The sequence below is a fragment of the Micromonospora sp. NPDC049523 genome (genome assembly GCF_040676775.1).
In the GTDB taxonomy this organism is placed as follows: Bacteria; Actinomycetota; Actinomycetes; order Mycobacteriales; family Micromonosporaceae; genus Micromonospora_G.
Genome location: NZ_JBFAPP010000025.1, coordinates 17088 through 33885, shown reverse-complemented (window position 1 = coordinate 33885; position 16798 = coordinate 17088). Strand labels below are relative to the sequence as shown.

The following is a 16798-nucleotide window of genomic DNA, read 5'->3' as shown; positions in this document are numbered from 1 at the left end:
TCTGTCAGGTGCGTACGCCCGGTCCCGCCGCACCGCCCGCGGACCGGTCCGAGCCGAGCGCGTCGTACACCCGGCGCCGGTTGAGCCCGAACGGCGCCAGCGCCTCACTGAGCGTCCTCGGCGACACCCCGGCGGTGGCGAGCGCCCGGACCAGGGCGTCCAGGTCGACCGGCTCGTCGGTGGCCGGCGAGGACGCCAGCACGATGGTGACCTCCGGGGTACCGAGCCGGCGTACGGCGGCACCGGCACGCTCGGCGGTGGTCCACCGCATCGCGGTGCCGACATCCGCCTGCCCGTCCGGTACGGCGACCCGGCGCGCGGGTGTCGCCGCGACCACGTTTTCGAGCACCGCGTCGACCTCGTCGGCCGGCACCACCAGCACGGTCGGCGCCAGGGCGGAACGCAGCGACACCTCGACCTCGGGACGGCGTACCGCCCGCCGGTCCACTCGCCCCAGCAGCAGCGCCGGGGTCGGCGGCAGGCCGGCGGCGAACAGCGCCTCGGCCGGACCGCCCGCCGCGCCGAGCAGGGCGAACCGGGCATCGGCCCCGGCGGCGGCGGAGAGCCAGCGCAGCGCCGAGGGCGACACTGCCTCCTGCGCCGCGGGCAGCGTCACGGCGACGATCCCGGCCCGGTCGAGAACCGCCCCGGCGGACACCGGCTCCCGCGACCCGCCGAGGTCGACCGCCGCCTCGGCGTGCCGCCAGAGCAGATCGAGCCGACCCGCGGGTACGGCCTGACCGGCCGGCCGGAGCAGGACCAGCGGCGCGGGCGGGGTCAACTCGACCAGGGTCAGGGTCACCGCCGTCGCCGGGTCGGTCAGCGCGGCGGCCAGGTCGCGGTCGAGGTCCTCGGCGGTCAGCGTGGCCGCCACGGCCAAGGTGCCGGAGTCGGTGTGGTGGCTGCGGCGCAGCACCAGCCCGTCGCGTACGGCATGGTCGGGGTTGATCGTCGCCTCGCCGGTCGCCTCGTGCCCGGCGGCCTCGACGGTGAAACGCACCCGGCCGCGCAGCAGGCCGAGCTCGCTCGGATCCAGCTCCGCGGCGACCCCGACCACGCAGGTGGCCCGTTCGGTCACCTCGGTGTCGTGGGTGAACTCCAGCGTCTTGGCGTGGGTGGCCCGGATCCGGGGATGCCCGTGGCCCCGTACCAGCGCATGGCGCCTCGTCCTCGCCACCGGTCAGCTCCTCCTCGATCGCCGCCCCGACACGGGCGAGCCAACGCCAAACGATATCCCGTACGGATCGACGACCTGCGGCGTTACCGCGCACGCCGATATCCGACTCCGATGGACGCTGACGAAATGTGAACGACGTGCCATATTCGGCAGACCGCAGGCCGGCGGTCGACAGACCGTGGGTCCGTATTAACCACACCGCAAACTGAACTGATCCACCCCTCGCAGAAATCGACGGACATGAAGCCCTCCGAACCGATCACGGCGCCACCGGCCGGCGTACGCATCACCTCGTCCCGACTGGGCCAGACCGTTCGCGGCGGTCGGCAGACCCTGCGCGACGTGTCACTCACCATCGAACCGGGCGAACTGGTGGCGATCATCGGTGCCAGCGGTGCCGGCAAGACCACGCTGCTGGAGACCCTCGCCGGGATACGACCGGCGAATTCCGGCACAGTGGACAGACGGCACAGCACGGACCGTGCCCAGGACCACGACACGGCCCGTCCACAGGACACGGACACCGACCGGGCCGACGGACCGGCCACCGTCGGTTACGTGCCGCAGGACGACATCATCCACCACGAGCTGCCGCTGGAACGGACCCTGCGGTACGCCGCCCGGCTCCGGTTGGCACCGGGGACCGACCCGACCGCACTCGACCGGCGGGTCCACGAGGTGATGGCCGAACTGGGCCTGACCGAGCGGGCCGGAGTGCCGGTCGGGCGGCTCAGCGGCGGCGAACGCAAACGGGCCAGCATCGCGGTCGAACTGCTGACCCGGCCGGGGGTGTTCTTCCTGGACGAACCGACCTCCGGGCTGGACCCGGCGATCGCCGTCGAGCTGTTGCGCGTACTGCGGGGGCTGGCCGACTCGGCCGCCACGGTGGTGCTGACCACGCACCAGGTCACCGACGTGGAGTTCTGCGACCGGGTGGTCGTACTGACCCGGCAGGGTGCGCTGGCGTTCGCCGGCACCCCGGCCGCGGCACGGGAGTTCTTCGGGGTGACCACGCTCGCCGAGGTCTACCTCAGGCTTGACGAGGAAACCGAGCCGGCCACCTGGCCCGACCGGTTCGCCGCCGGCAACGAGCAGCCGGCCCCGGAGCCGCCCGTCACCACATCGGCGGCGGTTCGCCGACCGGGCCGGCGGGTCGGGCCGCTGCACCAGTGGGTGGTGCTGACCGGCCGCAACCTGGAGATCGTCGGCCGTAACCGGCTCACCCTGGCCATCCTGCTCGGCTCGCCGCTGATGGTGCTCGGCATGTTCGCGCTGCTGTTCCGGCCCGGTGCGTTCGAACCGGCCGACCCGAGCCCGAACGTGATGGTGATGATCCTGTTCTGGATCGCGTTCGGCGGCTTCTTCTTCGGGCTCACCTACGGGCTGCTCCAGATCTGCACCGAACTGCCGATCGTACGGCGGGAACGGCTGGCCGGCGTACGCGTCGGACCGTACCTGTTGGCCAAGGTCGCGGTGCTGCTGCCGCTGCTGGCCCTGGTCGACCTGGCCCTGCTCGGGGTGTTGCGCGGCATCGACCGGTTGCCGGCGGCCGGCGGCGGCGCGTTCGCCGCCCTCTACCTCACCCTGCTCCTCTCGTCGGCCGGCGCGCTCGCCCTCGGCCTGCTCTGCTCCGCGTCGGTGGCCGACGCCGCCCAGGCGACCCTGCTGCTGCCGATGCTCTGCTTCCCGCAGGTGCTGTTCGTCGGCGCGATCCTGCCGGTGCCGGAGATGGCCGCCGGAGGTCGGTGGCTCAGCTACGCCATGTCGAACCGGTGGGCGTTCGAGGGGCTCGGCCACACCGCCGAGCTGGAACGGATCTGGCGTGACGGCGCGTCCCCGCTCGGCCCGCCGCTGCTGGCCAGTTACGGCGACAGCTTCGCCCGCCCGGTCTGGGTGGACTGGGTGATCCTCGCCGGATTCCTGGTCGCCTTCCTCGCCGCGGCCTGGGCCGTGCTGGCCCGGAGGGACTCCCGTGGCACGGCCTGACCTGCTGACGGCGGACAACCCGGCGTACGCGGCCACCCGCCGCATCGACGAGCTGCGCGCGACCGAGTACGCCCACCTCGACCAGGACGGGCAGGTCTACCTCGACTACGCGGGAGCGGGGGTGCCCGCGCGGGCCCAGATCGAGGCGCACCACCGGCGGCTGACCTCGGGGCTGTACAGCAACCCGCACTCGGAGAACCCGACCTCGATGGCGGCCGGCACCCTGGTCGAATCGGCCCGGCGCGCGATCCTCGCCTTCTTCGACGCAGACCCGGCGCAGTACGCGGTGATCTTCACCCCGAACGCCAGCGGCGCCTGCCGGCTGGTCGGTGAGGCGTACCCGTTCGGGCGGGGTATGCCGCTGGTGCTGACCGCGGACAACCACAACTCGGTCAACGGCATTCGCGAGTACGCCCGTACCGCCGGTGCCGCCTTCCGCTACGTGCCCCTACGCGGAGAGGCGTTACGGGTCGAGCAAACCGACGTGGAGTCCGCGCTGGCCCGCCGGAGCATCCGGTGGGGGCGACGACAGCAACGGCGGGGGCTGTTCGCCTTCCCGGCGCAGAGCAACTTCAGCGGAGTGCAGCATCCCCTGGAGTGGGTCGGGCTGGCTCAGCAACACGGGTACGACGTACTGCTCGACGCGGCCGCGTTCGTACCGACGAGCCGGCTGGACCTGAATGCGGTGCAGCCCGAGTTCGTCTGCCTGAGCTGGTACAAACTGTTCGGATACCCGACCGGCATCGGCGCGCTGATCGCCCGCCGGGACGCGCTGGCGCGGCTGCGCCGGCCGTGGTTCGCCGGCGGCACCATCCGGGCGGTCAGCGTGCAGGGCGACTGGTACGAGTCAATGGACGACGAGTCCGCGTTCGAGGACGGCACGCTCAACTTCCTCGGCATCCCCGACGTCGAGTTCGGCCTGAAGTGGGTCGACGGAATCGGGATCGACGTCGTCCACGCCCGGGTCGACGCGCTGACCGGCTGGCTGCTGGACAACCTGACCGCGCTGCGGCACCGCACCGGCGAGCCCCTGGTGCGGGTCTACGGCCCGGCGACCAACGACCGCCGAGGCGGCACGATCTCGTTCAACTTCCTCCACCCGGACGGCACCCTGGTCGACGAGCGGCTGGTCGCGGCCGAGTCGACCGCCGCCGGCCTCTCTTTGCGTACGGGCTGCTTCTGCAATCCCGGCGCGGGCGAGGGCGCGTTCGGCATCACGAAGTGGCGGCTGGCCCGGACGCTAATGCGCAACATCACCACCGTCGACGAGTATCTCGACGTGATGCGGGTGCCGACCGGTGGCGCGATCCGGGTCTCGTTCGGCCTGGCGTCGAACGCCGCCGACGCGCAACGGTTCCTCGCCTTCGCCGAGTCCACCTACCTGGACCGGGACCGGCCCGATGTGGCCCTACCGCCGCGGCTGCGCTGCTGAACTCTCTGACCGGAGTCGGCAGAAATACTGCACGATCGGGTCGTGGCACCGCAGTACGCTGCTGAAACACTTGAATCTCGGCTGACTTCAGGTGAAATCCAAATCTGGACCGCATTGTCCGGAGGTCGTTGTGGACAACCAGCAGCAGGATGATCGGCCCCGCCGGTCGGGCAAGCCCTCGGAACTCGATCAGGTGCTGTTCCGGGAGTTGTTGCGCGAGGGCCGCAAACGGACCTACGCCCGGGGAGCCGTCCTGTTCCATCAGGGCGCGCACTCGGATCACGTGCTACTGATCGAGGAAGGACTGGCCAAGGTCACCTCGATGTCCATGAGCGGATATGTCTCGGTCCTCGCGTTTCGCGGTCCGGGTGAACTCGTCGGCGAATTCGCCGCCATTGACGGCAAGCCGCGCGCGGCCACGTGCACGGCGGTCGAGCCCCTGGTCACCACGGTCGTGACCGCCCGACGGTTCCTGTCCAGCCTCGCGTCCCGACCCGAACTCGCACTGGCCCTGTTGCGTCGTACGGTCAGCAGGATCCGGGAGGCCGACAATTGGCGAAGCGAGTTCGGTGGCTGCTCGGCCACCGACCGGGTGGTACTGGTACTGGACTCGAGGGCGCGCCATCATGGGCGGCCAGTGCCCGGGGAGCCGAAAGCGGTGGCCGTGATGGCCTCGCATCGGGAGATCGCAGGTGCCGCGGGCACCTCGCGTGACTCCGTCATTCGGACGCTTCGCACCCTGCAAGCGGAGAAGATTCTCTACACCCGACGTGAATGTGTGGTCGTGACCGACCTGCCCGCGTTGGCTGCTCGGGCAGCGCCGCATCGCTTCTGATCCATTGGCCCGGGCCATTCCGTTGATCCTCGGTGTGCGTTCCGGCACATCACCGTGGCTCAGCAGCATTTGCTACTCAGGCCGGCCGGGCGCTGCCCTACCAAGGAGGGGTGCACTGACGGGCGTACTTCCGCAGCAGCGGTAGTTCGTACGCAGGCCCGCACGATCCTTCCGATTCGTCAGGGAGCGTCCTTTATGGCCGAGTCGTATTACTACGCCATCCTCGTGTTTGACATCGAGCGCTTCGGTCGTCGCAGCGACGTCGACCAGCATTGGCTGCGCACCCAGCTCCGGCAGATCATCGGCCGGGTGTGCGCCGAGTCCGGCGTGCCCCAGTCCGATCTCGGCTGGCAGGACACCGGGGACGGCGGCTTCTTCCTCGTACCGGCGGCGCTGCCCAAGCGACTGCTGGTCGATCCGCTGGTGCCCCGACTGCACGCCGCGCTCCGCGAACACAACGTCCGGTCGTCGAGTGAGGGCCAACTGCGGCTGCGGGTCGCGCTGCACGCCGGAGACGTCGCGACCGACGTCAGCATCGACGGCAGCACCGGGTACGTCGGCAGGGACCTGAACTTCGCCTGCCGCCTCGTCGACGCCACACCGCTGCGGGAGCGCCTGCAGGCCCATCCCGAGGCGCAACTCGTCTTCATCGTCTCCGGCGTGGTGCACCGCTCCGTCATCCAGCGGGGCGACGGAGCGATCGACGCCTCCCGCTACGTGCCCGTACGCGTCAAGGCCAAGGAGGTCGACGAGATCGCCTGGATACACGTACCCGGTGTGGTCGAGACGGCCCAGGTCCCGTCCGATACGACCCGGTCGAGCCAGGCCCCGCCCGCCGACCCGCAGGTTCCGCCCGCCGACCCGCAGGTTCCGCCTGTCGGCCCGCCCTCCGCTCGTACCGCCGGAGACGGGTCCACCGGTGGTACCGCCGCTCACGACAGCCGGCCCGCCGATCCGCCGAGCGCGGGGGTCCACATCCACGGTCCCGTGACCGCCGGCAACGACGTCGTGATGCGCGACAAGATCGAGTACCACCACGAGGCCCGACGATGAGCGGCGAAACGAATACCGGGCCCGCTGCGGCCGGCGCCAGCCCTGCTTCGGTCGGCACCGACCAGCAGCTCTCCGAGGCGCTGGTCGAGGGGCTGCGTGGCGGCCATGGCGGGGCGGAATCCCTGGCCGGCTCCGACACGGGCGCTCTGCCCGGGGACGGATACGGCGGCCGGGGCGAACGCCTCGTGATGGCGGGCGGGACCCACATCGACGAGGTCGCCGCCGAGCAAGACGTGGTCATGCGGGACAAGAAGGTCAACAACAACCACTACTACGGCAGCGGCCCTCCCGGTGGAGGACGGGAGCCCGCCCCACTGGCCGTCAGCCGGGAGATCCTGGACGAGGTCCGGCACGCCTTCGTACCCCCGGCGGGCTTCGACGACCTGGTCGTCAAGCAACGGCTGCTCATCCTGCGGGTGCCCTCCGGTCGAGGCGGCGGGACCGCCGGTACCCGGCTGCTGCTCGACGCCGGCGCGGTCGCCGTCAACGAACTCGCGCCGGACACCGCGCTGCGCCGACTCACCGTCGACCAGCTCGAACAGGGCGCCGGTTACCTGCTGCGCAACGCGGCCACGCCGGTGATCGCCGAACTTCAGGAGTTCGAGATCGGGCGGCTCTGCGAGGACCTCACCAAGCGCGGGAGCTGGCTGGTGATCACCGTCGACCCCCGGAACCGGTTCCCCGACGGTCTGCTCTCCCGATACCTCGCCGAACTGGGCGACTCACCGGCGGCCGTGGAGGTACTCACCTCACATCTGCGCCGCCGCCTCGGAGACCACGAGTCGGGCAGCGAGCGGGCGAACGAGATCCTCAACGACGCCGAGGTGCTCGCACTGCTGGGTGATTCGTTCGACCGTGAGGACCGGGTTTCCCGGATGGCGGGCTTCTCCCGGATCCTCGCCGACGCGGCGAAGGCCGACGACTTCTCGCTGGAACGGATCCGGTCCCAGCTCACCCGGCTCACCAGCGCCAGCTTCGAGACCTGGTTCGACGGGCTGGACACCGGCACCCGTTGTTTCGTGATCGCGCTGGCCACCCTGCCGGACTTCGGCTACGAACTCGTCACGGACGCGGCGACCCTGTTGGAGAAGGAACTCGTGCCGCCGCCGACAGAGCAGAAAGAGCAGGAGGCGCGGGATCCGTTCGAGGTCCGCCGGACCGTACGACTGGAAGCGGCACTGGCCAGGATCAGCTACCGCCCGCACCAGACACGGTACGGCTCCACGCCGATGGAGATGGTCCGGTTCATCGACCCGAGCCTGCCCCGACAGGTCCTCAACCGGGTCTGGACCGAGTACGCCGAGGTCCGCCTGACTCTGCTGCAATGGCTCCGTACGCTGGCCCGGCACCCCGTCCCCGCCGTCCGGTACGGGGCGGCGCACGCCGTCGGGGTTTTCGCGGTACAGGCATTCGACTACGTACGCCGGATGGTCATCTTCCCCTGGGCGGCCAGCGGTAACGCGTACGACCGGCAGGCTGCCGCGCTGGCGGTCACCGTACCCGCTCAGGATCCGGCGTTGAGCGCGGTGACCCGACGCATGGTGAACGAGTGGCACCTGGACACCTTCGGGTCGCACTGGCGCAACACGGCGGCCCGCGCGTACGGGCAGTTGGGGTTGACGGATCTCGACGGCGCCCTGAATGCCTTCGACCACCTCGCCACCGAGACCGATCACGGCCTCCCAGCGGTGATCTCGAACAGCGTCACCCTGCTGATCGTGCAGGGGGACGAGGTGACGGTCCGACGGGTACTCAGTCGGTTGCGGGTATGGACGACAGGCCTGGTGATCGAGGCACCACCGCAGTCCCAACGGGCGGAGCGGATCGACACCCCGCAGGACGTGCGTAACGACACGCGGGCGCGTACGTTCAGCGGCTTTTCCGCCTTCCTGACCGCTGCGCAGGACGCGACCCTGATGAACCCGGTCGACGACCGCCCGGACGCCACCGCGTGGCACGGCCTGCTCTGGCTTGCCGACGGCGACCCGGAACTGCACAGGCTGATCGCGGCGCTGTGGGCCGACGCCCTGGTGAGCCCGATCGCCCACGAGGCCGCGGGCGAGGTGCTGACGGAGTGGGCGAAACGTGTGGACGGTGACTCACGTGGACGGGCCGCGCTCGCCGCATTGATGACCACGGCCGTCGGCGGACCGGAGCGCGGGCGGGCCCGCGCCACCGTCCTGAGACACGCCAGATCCTGGGCGAGCGGCAAGAAGCCACTCGCCCCGCACACCTCGGAAGTGCTGACTGCGCAACTGCTCGGCAAGGGAGACGACAATGACGGCTAGCCCGGTGAAACTCATCCTCTCGGAAACCCGGCTGCGGCGGTTCCGGCCCTTTGGCGCGTCGGTCCAGCCCAGGGCCGGGATCAGCCTGGTGGTCGCGACCAACGGCGGCGACGTACGCGTGGTCCCGGACCGCCGAACCCTCGGTGAGCTGGCGTTCGCGCCGCACTCGACCCAGTACGAGGTCGACGTCGCGCACCACAGTTCGAGCTTCACCTTCGAGCTCAAGAGCGACAACGACGGCTACGCCTTCACCGCCGCGGTGGAGGTGACCTGGCGCGTGCATGACGCGGCACAGGTCGTACGGCAGGGCATTCAGGACGGTACCGACATCGTCCGTCAGCAGATCCGGGGCCGGATGCTACGACTCAGCCGCCGGTACGACATCGAGAAGAGCCTCGACCTGGAGACCGCGATCCAGGCGGAGTTCGAGAGTTCGAAGGGTCGCCTGCTGGACGAGTGCCTCTGGGTGCACAGTTTCGCGGTCGAGATCACCCTCGACGAGGCGGGTCAGGAATGGTTGCGTACCCGGCGTACCGCCATCCGTGATCGGATCCTCATCCAGGAGACCCACGACGTGGAGGTGGAGAAGCAGCGGCAGGCGCAGGAACTGGAACAGTTGCAGGCCGAGGCGGAGGTCGCGCGGGAGGAGATCCGGCAGGCGTCCGCGCTGAAGACGAAGCGGCTCGAACAGGAGCAGGAACTCGACCGCCTGCAGCGGGAGAAGCAACAGGAACTCGATGCCGAGCAGCAGCGCGCGAAGTTGTTCATGGAGGCGATGGAGCGGGGCGACGCCGCGGTGCTCGCCACCCATCTGGGACGTACTCCCGATGACGCGAAGGACGTCGTCCGGATGATCATCGAGAACAAGGCTGTGGCCGAGGAACGGCAGGCCAAGCTCCTGGCCGAAATGATCGACAAGGGGATGATCCTTCCCGCCGACATGGAGGGCGTGAACACCGAACTGATCCGGACCGTGATGGGCCTGGTCTCGAAACAGTCGGCCGGCGTCTTCTCGCTCACGAAGATCCTCGACGTACCGATGGCCGAGCTGACGCAGCGATCCGCCGATGTGGTGCTCCAGCCCGATGACGCGCACGACGACGAATCGGACGACAGCAGTCGGACCAGCACCGATCGGGACGAGGTGCACAATGATTGACGACGGACTTCCGATCGTCGACTGGCTGCTCTCCTGGCTCCCGCCAGACACGCGGGTGCTGATCGCGCTGCCGGTGCTCGTCGTACTCCTGTTCATCCTGGTCACCGTCGTACTCCGGGCGTTGACCTCGGCCGATCGGCTGCTCCGCCCGGTCTGGTCGGCGCTGTTCACGCTCACCGGTCTGATCGCCGTCCTGCCGGAGTACCTCCTGACCACGGTGCTGCGCCGGATGGGACAGCGTCCTCCGAACACGGTCTACCTCTACGGCGAGATCGTGGAGAACGTCGTGCAGATCGGACACCGGCTCAGCCAGGCGGGCATCAGCAGCCTGACCGAGGAGACACGGCTCCGGCGGGTGCTGATCGTGGTGATAGTCGGACTGATCGTCGGGCTCGGCAACTCCGAAACCTGTGCCGACAATTCGCTCCAAGCCTGTCAGACACCCGTATCTGCCTGGTGGAGCGAGGTCAGTGACGCGACCCGGAGCGAGCAGACCGTAACTCCCCCGTCGGACCAACTGCCGCCGGGCTGAACGGAAGGAGGAAGCCGGTCCATGCCCCGGGATCGGAGCGAAGCGGTGAAACTCGCCTGGCAGTTCCACCAGAGTGTGGTGGAGTCGACGGCAAAGGCCGACACGAAGGCCTCCGTCGTACTCACGCTGCACGCGGCACTGCTGGCCGCGATACTCACCGTGCTGTCCGGTACGCCCACCGTGGCACACGGCGCACTGACCTTGGCAAGCGTCGCCATGCTGGTACTGGCCATCGTGATTGCCGGTGCGGCGATCTTCCCCCGGCTCGACCGCCGGGGGAACGCCGCACCGTACACGGTCGGAATCGGCTACTTCGGCGCGCTTCGTTCCGGCACCGCCAGCGAACTGGCGCAGGTCCTGGTCAGCGAGCCAGACGACGACCAGCTGGTGCTCATCTGCCAACAGGTGATCGCGGTGGCCCGGATCGCATGGCGCAAGCACACCCTGTTGCAGGCGTCGATGCTGTCCGGGCTCACCGCCTGGCTACTACTCGGAATCGCCGCGCTGGTACGCCTATGACCGCCGCGCTGCTCAGTGAGCTGCTTGGCGGGCAGGGGTTCGGGTGCCGTGGATCCGCTTGGAATGCGAGGCGAACAACCGCCGCGCGATGGTCGGCATGAGCAAGCGCGGCAGGAGCGGCATCGTGTCGAGGACCTCCTTGATGACCTCGGGGTCACCCTCGTACATGACCATGCCGAAGATCAGGGGCAGCCGCTTCTTCGGCATCCCCGCCATGGAGTGCTGCCCGAGTTGCTCCCACTCCACCGCGGTGATGTGCTTCTCTGCCAGCGGAAGGATCCGCTCCTCCTCCATGCCCAGGTGCTCGACCAACGACTCGTTCAGCCGGTCGAGCGCATCCGCCAGCGTCTCCCGACCCGACACGGAGGCGTTGCCACGCCACAGGGGCAACGTTGCGTTGATCTCCGTGATTGCCTTGTCGACCGCCTCGTGCTGTGCCTCCATCAGGTGTACCAGGGGTGCGGTCTCCTCGGCACCGCGCTCCAGCAACTTCGGCCACAACAGCTCGTCCTCACCGCTGTGGTGGGAGTGCAGCGCGGCACAGAGCAACTCGACGTGATCGCCGAGCAGTGCCGCGCGTGCGGTGTCGCCGTCCCCGACCGCCCGTACCAACGACGCTAGCTGGCCGAATTCACGCCGAAACGCAATATGTACGGTGTACATGTCGCGGACATCGGCCATCTTGACGCTCATGGTTGCTCTTCAGCTCTCTCTGCTCGTTCTGACTCGGACCCGGCTTCTACACGGTCGCGGGCCGTCGGCGGTTCAGCTCCCGCCCGAGGCATGGTCGCGCCAAGGCCTGCGCTGGATCCCCTACGCCGCGAAGGACGACTGTTCCACAGCATCCACGCCGGGACAAAAAGGGTATTAGTGACTCATCACACAGCCGTCGGCTGCTACCGATCGCGGGCCCCACACCGTCGAGAGCGCCCGACTAGGTTGCCAGACGGTTGTCCGGCCGGTGCCTCCGAGACCATGGCATCCTTGCGCGCCCCGGCTTCCCCTCCAGGGCACGCGTGTCCTGCCGACGGCACCCGGTCCGGCGCGGGCTGTGGTCTTCCACTACCCCTGTAGGGGCACCAATCCGCCACACCCCGACGTTGGTACCCCAGCCGAGGCCGCTCAGCGGGTCGGTTTCGGGGCTGCGACACATTGCCCACTCCCGATAGTGTTCGGTCGACCACGCAAACGTGACATGCGCTCAGCTTCGACACGACGGCGCTCGGCACAGGTGGTCTGCGACGACGACGGCGATCCGAAGGGGAGCGGGATGGCCAGCATCGAGGAGGTCAAGGCGGCGCTCATACAGGCCGCAGAGCAGGGAAACAGCACCGTCAACCAGATCCAGGGCGCGATCAGCAGCACCGAACAGTTGCTCGCCCGACTCCGCGCTGTCGCGGCCGGCACCGGCCACCAGACCATCGGCGAAGCCATCGCCAGAGCCGAACAGAGCAAACAGCGCCTGACCGAAGCCGCAACCCTGATCCAGGGCAGTGGACAGGCCGCCCGCGCCTACATCGGCCTGCTCGGCTGACGGAGCCGAAGCGGTGAACGTCAGCGAGGTGAAAGCCACCCTCCGCGAAGGCATCCACGCGACGAAACAGGGGCAGGAGACCTTCGAGCAGGCCGCGAGCAGCGCAACGGACGCGACCTCACGCGCCCTACAACTCCTGCACGACAGCCGCAACGAAGACGTCGAGAAGGTACGGAAGCTGTTGGACGAGGCCAAGGACGAGGTCAGCCCGACCCTCAGCCGGTTCAGCGCCGCAGTCGACAGCGCCGACGACTACCTAACCAGCCTCGGATGACAGCCAGCGTCGGGGACGTCGTGGCGCAACTGCGTGCCGTACTCGAAAGCCTGGACGCCGCGGTTGTCACGGCACTGCGTGCCCAGGCCGACGCCGACCAGGCCAAGGCCCACTTCACCGAAGTGGCGACCGGCACCGACCACAGCAAGATCCGGGCTGCCGTCACCGCCAGCCAGACCGCCAGCGAGAAAGTCGCCCGCTACGCCCGACTACTGGCCAAGGCAAACGAGAGCCTGACCATCTACCTGAACACCATCGCGCCCGGCTCCGCGCCGACGCACCAAGCCTCCGATGGCACGGCCCCCTCGGGGGAAAGGCTCGTGGCCGAAGCGGAGAATGCAAGCAGCGGGGTCGCCGCGTTCCTGCGTCGACAGGTGAAGAAGGCCGACGATACCCAGGACACCCTCAAACAAGTCGAGCAGGCCGTAACAACCGGCCTCAAGGAGCTGCTCAGGGAGTACAAGGAGGGGCCGGGGCCGACGGCCAACACCACCGCGACCACCTCGCCTGGTGCAGATACACAGGTAGCACGTCCGACCGTCGATCATCCCGTTGCCGGCGTCGTCATGGCGGTTGGCGCAGTTGCAGTGGGGACAAAGGGTCTCTGGAACATGATCAAGAAACGCCGCGAAAGGAAGCACGATGAAGATCAAGCCCGAGATGGTCGAGTACATCCGGACGATGGTGAAGGGGGATCACGAAGCCAACGATCGGATTGAGGCCGAGCTCGATGCGCAAGGGTGGGACAACTTCCCGACCCTGCTCGGCGCTGTCTTCTACTTCTCGGTGAACCGACGCCTGAGCCCGAAAGCGACTGCCGGCGAGATCATGTTGTTCGTGGCAGAGATGCGCGCCGCCGCTCCGAGTGGATCGCAAATCGACCCGACCGCTGCGGAGAAACTGGTCAGGGCAGCTCTTGACCCCAGCATCGACATCAGCGTCGAACCGCAGATGGTCGGCCGGATCCAGGGCATGACCATCCTTCACATCCTCAGCAACCCCGAGGTCACCGATCAGGATCTCGAAACTCTGTTGGCAAATTCCGTAGATGCGTCAAACCAGGCCTGAGTGCCACCGAGGATGGTTCGCCATGGTTGACCTGACCAGCGACAAGTGGCGCAAGAGCACCCGTAGCGGCGACAACGGAGGCGACCGGTCGACGTACGCGACAGCGAAGACCGGACCGACCCGACCCGGCCCGGTCCTCGCCTTCCGCCCGTACGCCTGGTCGGCCTTCGGCTCCGGATTTCAAATCCGCCGAAGCACGCCCGCTGACCGACCCGAATTGCGTCGTACTCGGTCTCATGTAGTCGCCTGTCGCCGCTACAGCTTCTGTACGCGGTAGACCCCGTCGGTGATCGGCTCGTACAACGTCTCCAGGGTACGGCGCGGTTGCACCAGCTTCGCCAGGTAGTCGCGGGTCTCCGGGTCGGTGGAGTAGAGCATCGTGCCCCGCATTCCCCGAGTGAGCAGCACCTTGTAGGTATTGCGGATAAGCCGGTCGGCCTCTTCGTCCGTGACCGACTTGCGGCTCTTGAATGACGGGTCCTTCGACTCGCCCCGCTGGGTGACCAGCCGACCGTTTCGTGCCACGAGATCGGGGCCGATGATCACGCCAGACCATTCGTACTCGAAGCCCTGCGCGGTGTAGATGCATCCGACCTGGCCAAAGCCGTTCGGGTCGGTGGCCCAGAGGGCGCTGCCCGGTGCTTCGCCGACGCTACGTTCGCTTTTCACATTCCAGGGGCGGGACCAGGCGCCCACCTGCACGTCGGGCACGAGCGAGTCGTCCGGGCGCGGGTCGCTCCACGGCCAACAGTAGCCGGCCGAGATCCTGGCCGTTTCTCCCCGCGCCTGTTTCTGCGCGAGGAAGGATTCCGCTTGCTCCGGGGACTCAGCCAACCGCAGGTCGAACCGGCCGTCACCCTCCCAGGTCGACGAGCCTTCGCCGCTAAGTCCAAGCAGTTCCAGCACCCAGCGCTCGTACATCTCGCTGCCGCCGCACCGGTACTGGTCGTGCAGTGATACCACCTCGACGCTCAGGCCGAGCTTCTCCGCGTGGGACGAGATGACGTCGACGCTGCCCAGCTCACCAGGCTTGACCACCTGGTGTTCGTCGAGCAGAAAGACCGGGACCCGTGCGGCGGCGATCAGCTCGTCGAGCTGCGGTCGGGCGGAGTCACGCTTTGTCTTCGGGGTGTACCGATTGACCGACGTTTCCCGGATCCTATGTGCCTCGTCGCAGATCAGCACGTCGAAGCCGTTCCGGTCCGCGTCCATGAAACTGTTGAAATACTTGAACATCGCCTGCAGCCGAGTTGATCCGCGGCCGGCGTACCGGCGCAGGGTCTGGGTGAACGATCGCGACCCGGTCGCGTGCATCACCGGGCGCTGCTGGCGGGCCAGTTCGCCGAGCACCGACAGGGCGATGACACTCTTGCCACTGCCGGGCCCGCCGGCCACCACCACAATCCGCTTATGGTCCGCCGAACGCGCGCGCTCGACTGAGTGCAACACCAACTCGTACGCGACCCGCTGCTCGTCGAGCAGGGTGAAGTTCGATCGTTCCTTCAGTTCAGCCGCAGCGTGGGTGAGCAAATGCTTGCTCGGCCGTACGGAACTACTCAGGAACCGGTCCGCAGCCGGAGCACCCGGTTCGGGAGCGAGACGCGCGCGAAGGTAGTCGAGCAACTGCCCCCGCCTCTGCTTCGTGAAGATCAGGCTCTGCTCGCTCGGCGGCCGTTGGAACAGATCGCTGACATCTCGGTCGACCGCGTTGTGCAGGTACGCCAGCCCGTGCACCGGGTTGCGCCGGTCGTGCAGCACTCCGAGAAAGTCGGTGAGATACTCGCAGTAGTCGGCAACCTGTTCACCGGGATGTAGTCGCGGGCCTCGGACGTGCTCGACCGCGACCAGGGTGGACGAGTCCTCGTAGGCGGTCGCGTAGGACCACTGTTTCAGCTCGACCACGACATACGAATCAGCCCCGGTACGGGGATCGACTCCCGCCAAAATGGCGTCGACCCGTTTGCTGGTGAGCGGCAACTGGTACTCCGCAAGCACCTCTACCTGGCCAAGCCCGGCATCCACGAGGTCCTGAGCCAGAACGGAGAGGCTGCGCGACCAGGACCGCTTCTCCGCGAGGCCGACTCCGTGACCGCGTGCCATCGTGACCTGCTCGTTCACTCGGTCAGCGAGGGTGCCCTCGGTGGCCAGACGCAATAGACCAGCAGCGGACGTACGGTACGCCGACATCGACAGTTGCCCCCGGGCAGCACGAATTGATCGTGCGGATGGGGGGCATATCCAGACATCGGAAGCCCGTCGGACCGCTTTGTTGCCACGACTGTAGCCAGAAGATCAACCGAGGGCTACAACCCGGACGGTTGGTTTGGCGGGACCTTCGCGACCGAGCCGTACGACCGCTCGACCGTGTAGCGCAGGGCCGAGTCGTCGAGCTTGTCGTGGGCGGCGGCCACGAGGTCGATGTCGAGTACGTCGGCCAGCCGGGTCAGGTAGATCATCACGTCGCCGATCTCGGCGCGGATCCGCGCGCCGGCCGCCGGGTCGTCGGCCATCACCCGTGCCGCCTCGTCCGGGGTAAGCCACTGCAACTCGGCCAGTAACTCACCGACCTCGCCGGCCAGTGCCATGGACAGGTTCTTCGCGGTGTGGAACTGCTGCCAGTCACGCTCGGCCACGAACTTCCGCAGCCGCTCGGTCAGCTCCGGCACGGTCGTGCCGCGCCCATCGGTCGTCGGCGAGGGTTCGATGCTCATGCCACAGCACGATATCGGCGAAATTTTGAGAAATCTGCGGCGCCGGGGCGGGGCGCCGTGATCGGTCGGGCGGGCGTTTGTTGCGGGAGCGCTCTCTACCTGGCAATTCAGACCTTTCGCTGACCCGGCGAGGTCGCTGCCAGCCCGTCTTCCAATCACCCACCTGGGAGCGCTACCCACGACGGAGAGCGCTCTCCGATCACCTCCCCGAATTGACAGTGGTGATGATC

The 16798-nt window shown here is 68.2% G+C and carries 16 protein-coding genes; 12 read left to right on the top strand and 4 right to left on the bottom strand.

Features of this window, described 5'->3' with window-relative positions; translation table 11 throughout:
- Positions 1-4 precede the first annotated feature (4 nt).
- On the bottom strand, positions 5-1177 hold the full coding sequence (locus AB0J90_RS29690) for a DUF371 domain-containing protein (RefSeq protein WP_363601447.1): 1173 nt from the start codon (positions 1175-1177) through the stop codon (positions 5-7).
- Between the two features lie 240 nt (positions 1178-1417).
- Between AB0J90_RS29690 and AB0J90_RS29685 the strand changes: the two genes are divergently transcribed.
- The 8 genes from AB0J90_RS29685 (at position 1418) to AB0J90_RS29650 (ending at position 10981) form a co-directional block, all read left to right on the top strand.
- Positions 1418-3163: an ATP-binding cassette domain-containing protein gene (locus tag AB0J90_RS29685; RefSeq protein ID WP_363601445.1), complete on the top strand. Its 1746-nt coding sequence runs from the start codon at positions 1418-1420 to the stop codon at positions 3161-3163.
- The gene (locus tag AB0J90_RS29680; RefSeq protein ID WP_363601443.1) at positions 3150-4595 is read left to right on the top strand and encodes an aminotransferase class V-fold PLP-dependent enzyme; all 1446 of its coding nucleotides are present in this window, start codon (positions 3150-3152) and stop codon (positions 4593-4595) included. The genes AB0J90_RS29685 and AB0J90_RS29680 overlap by 14 nt, the downstream gene beginning before the upstream one ends.
- Before the next feature lie 130 nt (positions 4596-4725).
- Positions 4726-5430, top strand: coding sequence for a Crp/Fnr family transcriptional regulator (locus tag AB0J90_RS29675; RefSeq protein WP_363601441.1), 705 nt, complete (start codon positions 4726-4728; stop codon positions 5428-5430).
- A gap of 195 nt (positions 5431-5625) precedes the next feature.
- On the top strand, positions 5626-6483 hold the full coding sequence (locus AB0J90_RS29670) for a hypothetical protein (protein WP_363601439.1): 858 nt from the start codon (positions 5626-5628) through the stop codon (positions 6481-6483).
- Complete coding sequence (locus AB0J90_RS29665) at positions 6480-8771, top strand: hypothetical protein (RefSeq protein WP_363601437.1); 2292 nt, start codon at positions 6480-6482, stop codon at positions 8769-8771. The genes AB0J90_RS29670 and AB0J90_RS29665 overlap by 4 nt, the downstream gene beginning before the upstream one ends.
- A complete protein-coding gene (locus AB0J90_RS29660; protein ID WP_363601435.1) occupies positions 8761-9930 on the top strand; it encodes a hypothetical protein in 1170 nt (389 codons plus the stop codon). The genes AB0J90_RS29665 and AB0J90_RS29660 overlap by 11 nt, the downstream gene beginning before the upstream one ends.
- A complete protein-coding gene (locus tag AB0J90_RS29655) occupies positions 9923-10462 on the top strand; it encodes a hypothetical protein (RefSeq protein ID WP_363601433.1) in 540 nt (179 codons plus the stop codon). Before AB0J90_RS29660 ends, AB0J90_RS29655 begins: the two co-directional genes overlap by 8 nt.
- A 21-nt stretch (positions 10463-10483) precedes the next feature.
- Complete coding sequence (locus AB0J90_RS29650; protein ID WP_363601431.1) at positions 10484-10981, top strand: Pycsar system effector family protein; 498 nt, start codon at positions 10484-10486, stop codon at positions 10979-10981.
- 12 nt (positions 10982-10993) lie between these two features.
- Here the strand turns inward: AB0J90_RS29650 and AB0J90_RS29645 are convergent, their stop codons facing one another.
- The gene (locus tag AB0J90_RS29645) at positions 10994-11674 is read right to left on the bottom strand and encodes a hemerythrin domain-containing protein (RefSeq protein WP_363601429.1); all 681 of its coding nucleotides are present in this window, start codon (positions 11672-11674) and stop codon (positions 10994-10996) included.
- Positions 11675-12251: 577 nt separating this feature from the next.
- Here AB0J90_RS29645 and AB0J90_RS29640 point away from each other — a divergent pair.
- From AB0J90_RS29640 to AB0J90_RS29625, 4 genes are read left to right on the top strand one after another with little or no spacing between them, the layout of a single operon-like run.
- Positions 12252-12515, top strand: a complete 264-nt coding sequence (locus AB0J90_RS29640; protein WP_363601427.1) for a hypothetical protein — start codon at positions 12252-12254, stop codon at positions 12513-12515.
- A gap of 13 nt (positions 12516-12528) precedes the next feature.
- Complete coding sequence (locus AB0J90_RS29635; RefSeq protein ID WP_363601425.1) at positions 12529-12789, top strand: hypothetical protein; 261 nt, start codon at positions 12529-12531, stop codon at positions 12787-12789.
- Positions 12786-13508 carry a hypothetical protein gene (locus AB0J90_RS29630; protein WP_363601424.1) on the top strand — a complete coding sequence of 241 codons (723 nt, stop codon included), beginning with the start codon at positions 12786-12788 and terminating at the stop codon, positions 13506-13508. Before AB0J90_RS29635 ends, AB0J90_RS29630 begins: the two co-directional genes overlap by 4 nt.
- Positions 13432-13857, top strand: coding sequence for a hypothetical protein (locus AB0J90_RS29625; protein ID WP_363601422.1), 426 nt, complete (start codon positions 13432-13434; stop codon positions 13855-13857). Before AB0J90_RS29630 ends, AB0J90_RS29625 begins: the two co-directional genes overlap by 77 nt.
- Positions 13858-14112: 255 nt before the next feature.
- Here the strand turns inward: AB0J90_RS29625 and AB0J90_RS29620 are convergent, their stop codons facing one another.
- Both AB0J90_RS29620 and AB0J90_RS29615 read right to left on the bottom strand, forming a co-directional pair.
- Entirely contained in the window at positions 14113-15975 is a 1863-nt protein-coding gene (locus AB0J90_RS29620) for a DUF2075 domain-containing protein (protein ID WP_363601420.1), read from the bottom strand.
- 185 nt (positions 15976-16160) lie between these two features.
- Positions 16161-16568: a nucleotide pyrophosphohydrolase gene (locus AB0J90_RS29615; protein ID WP_363601418.1), complete on the bottom strand. Its 408-nt coding sequence runs from the start codon at positions 16566-16568 to the stop codon at positions 16161-16163.
- Positions 16569-16798 lie beyond the last annotated feature (230 nt).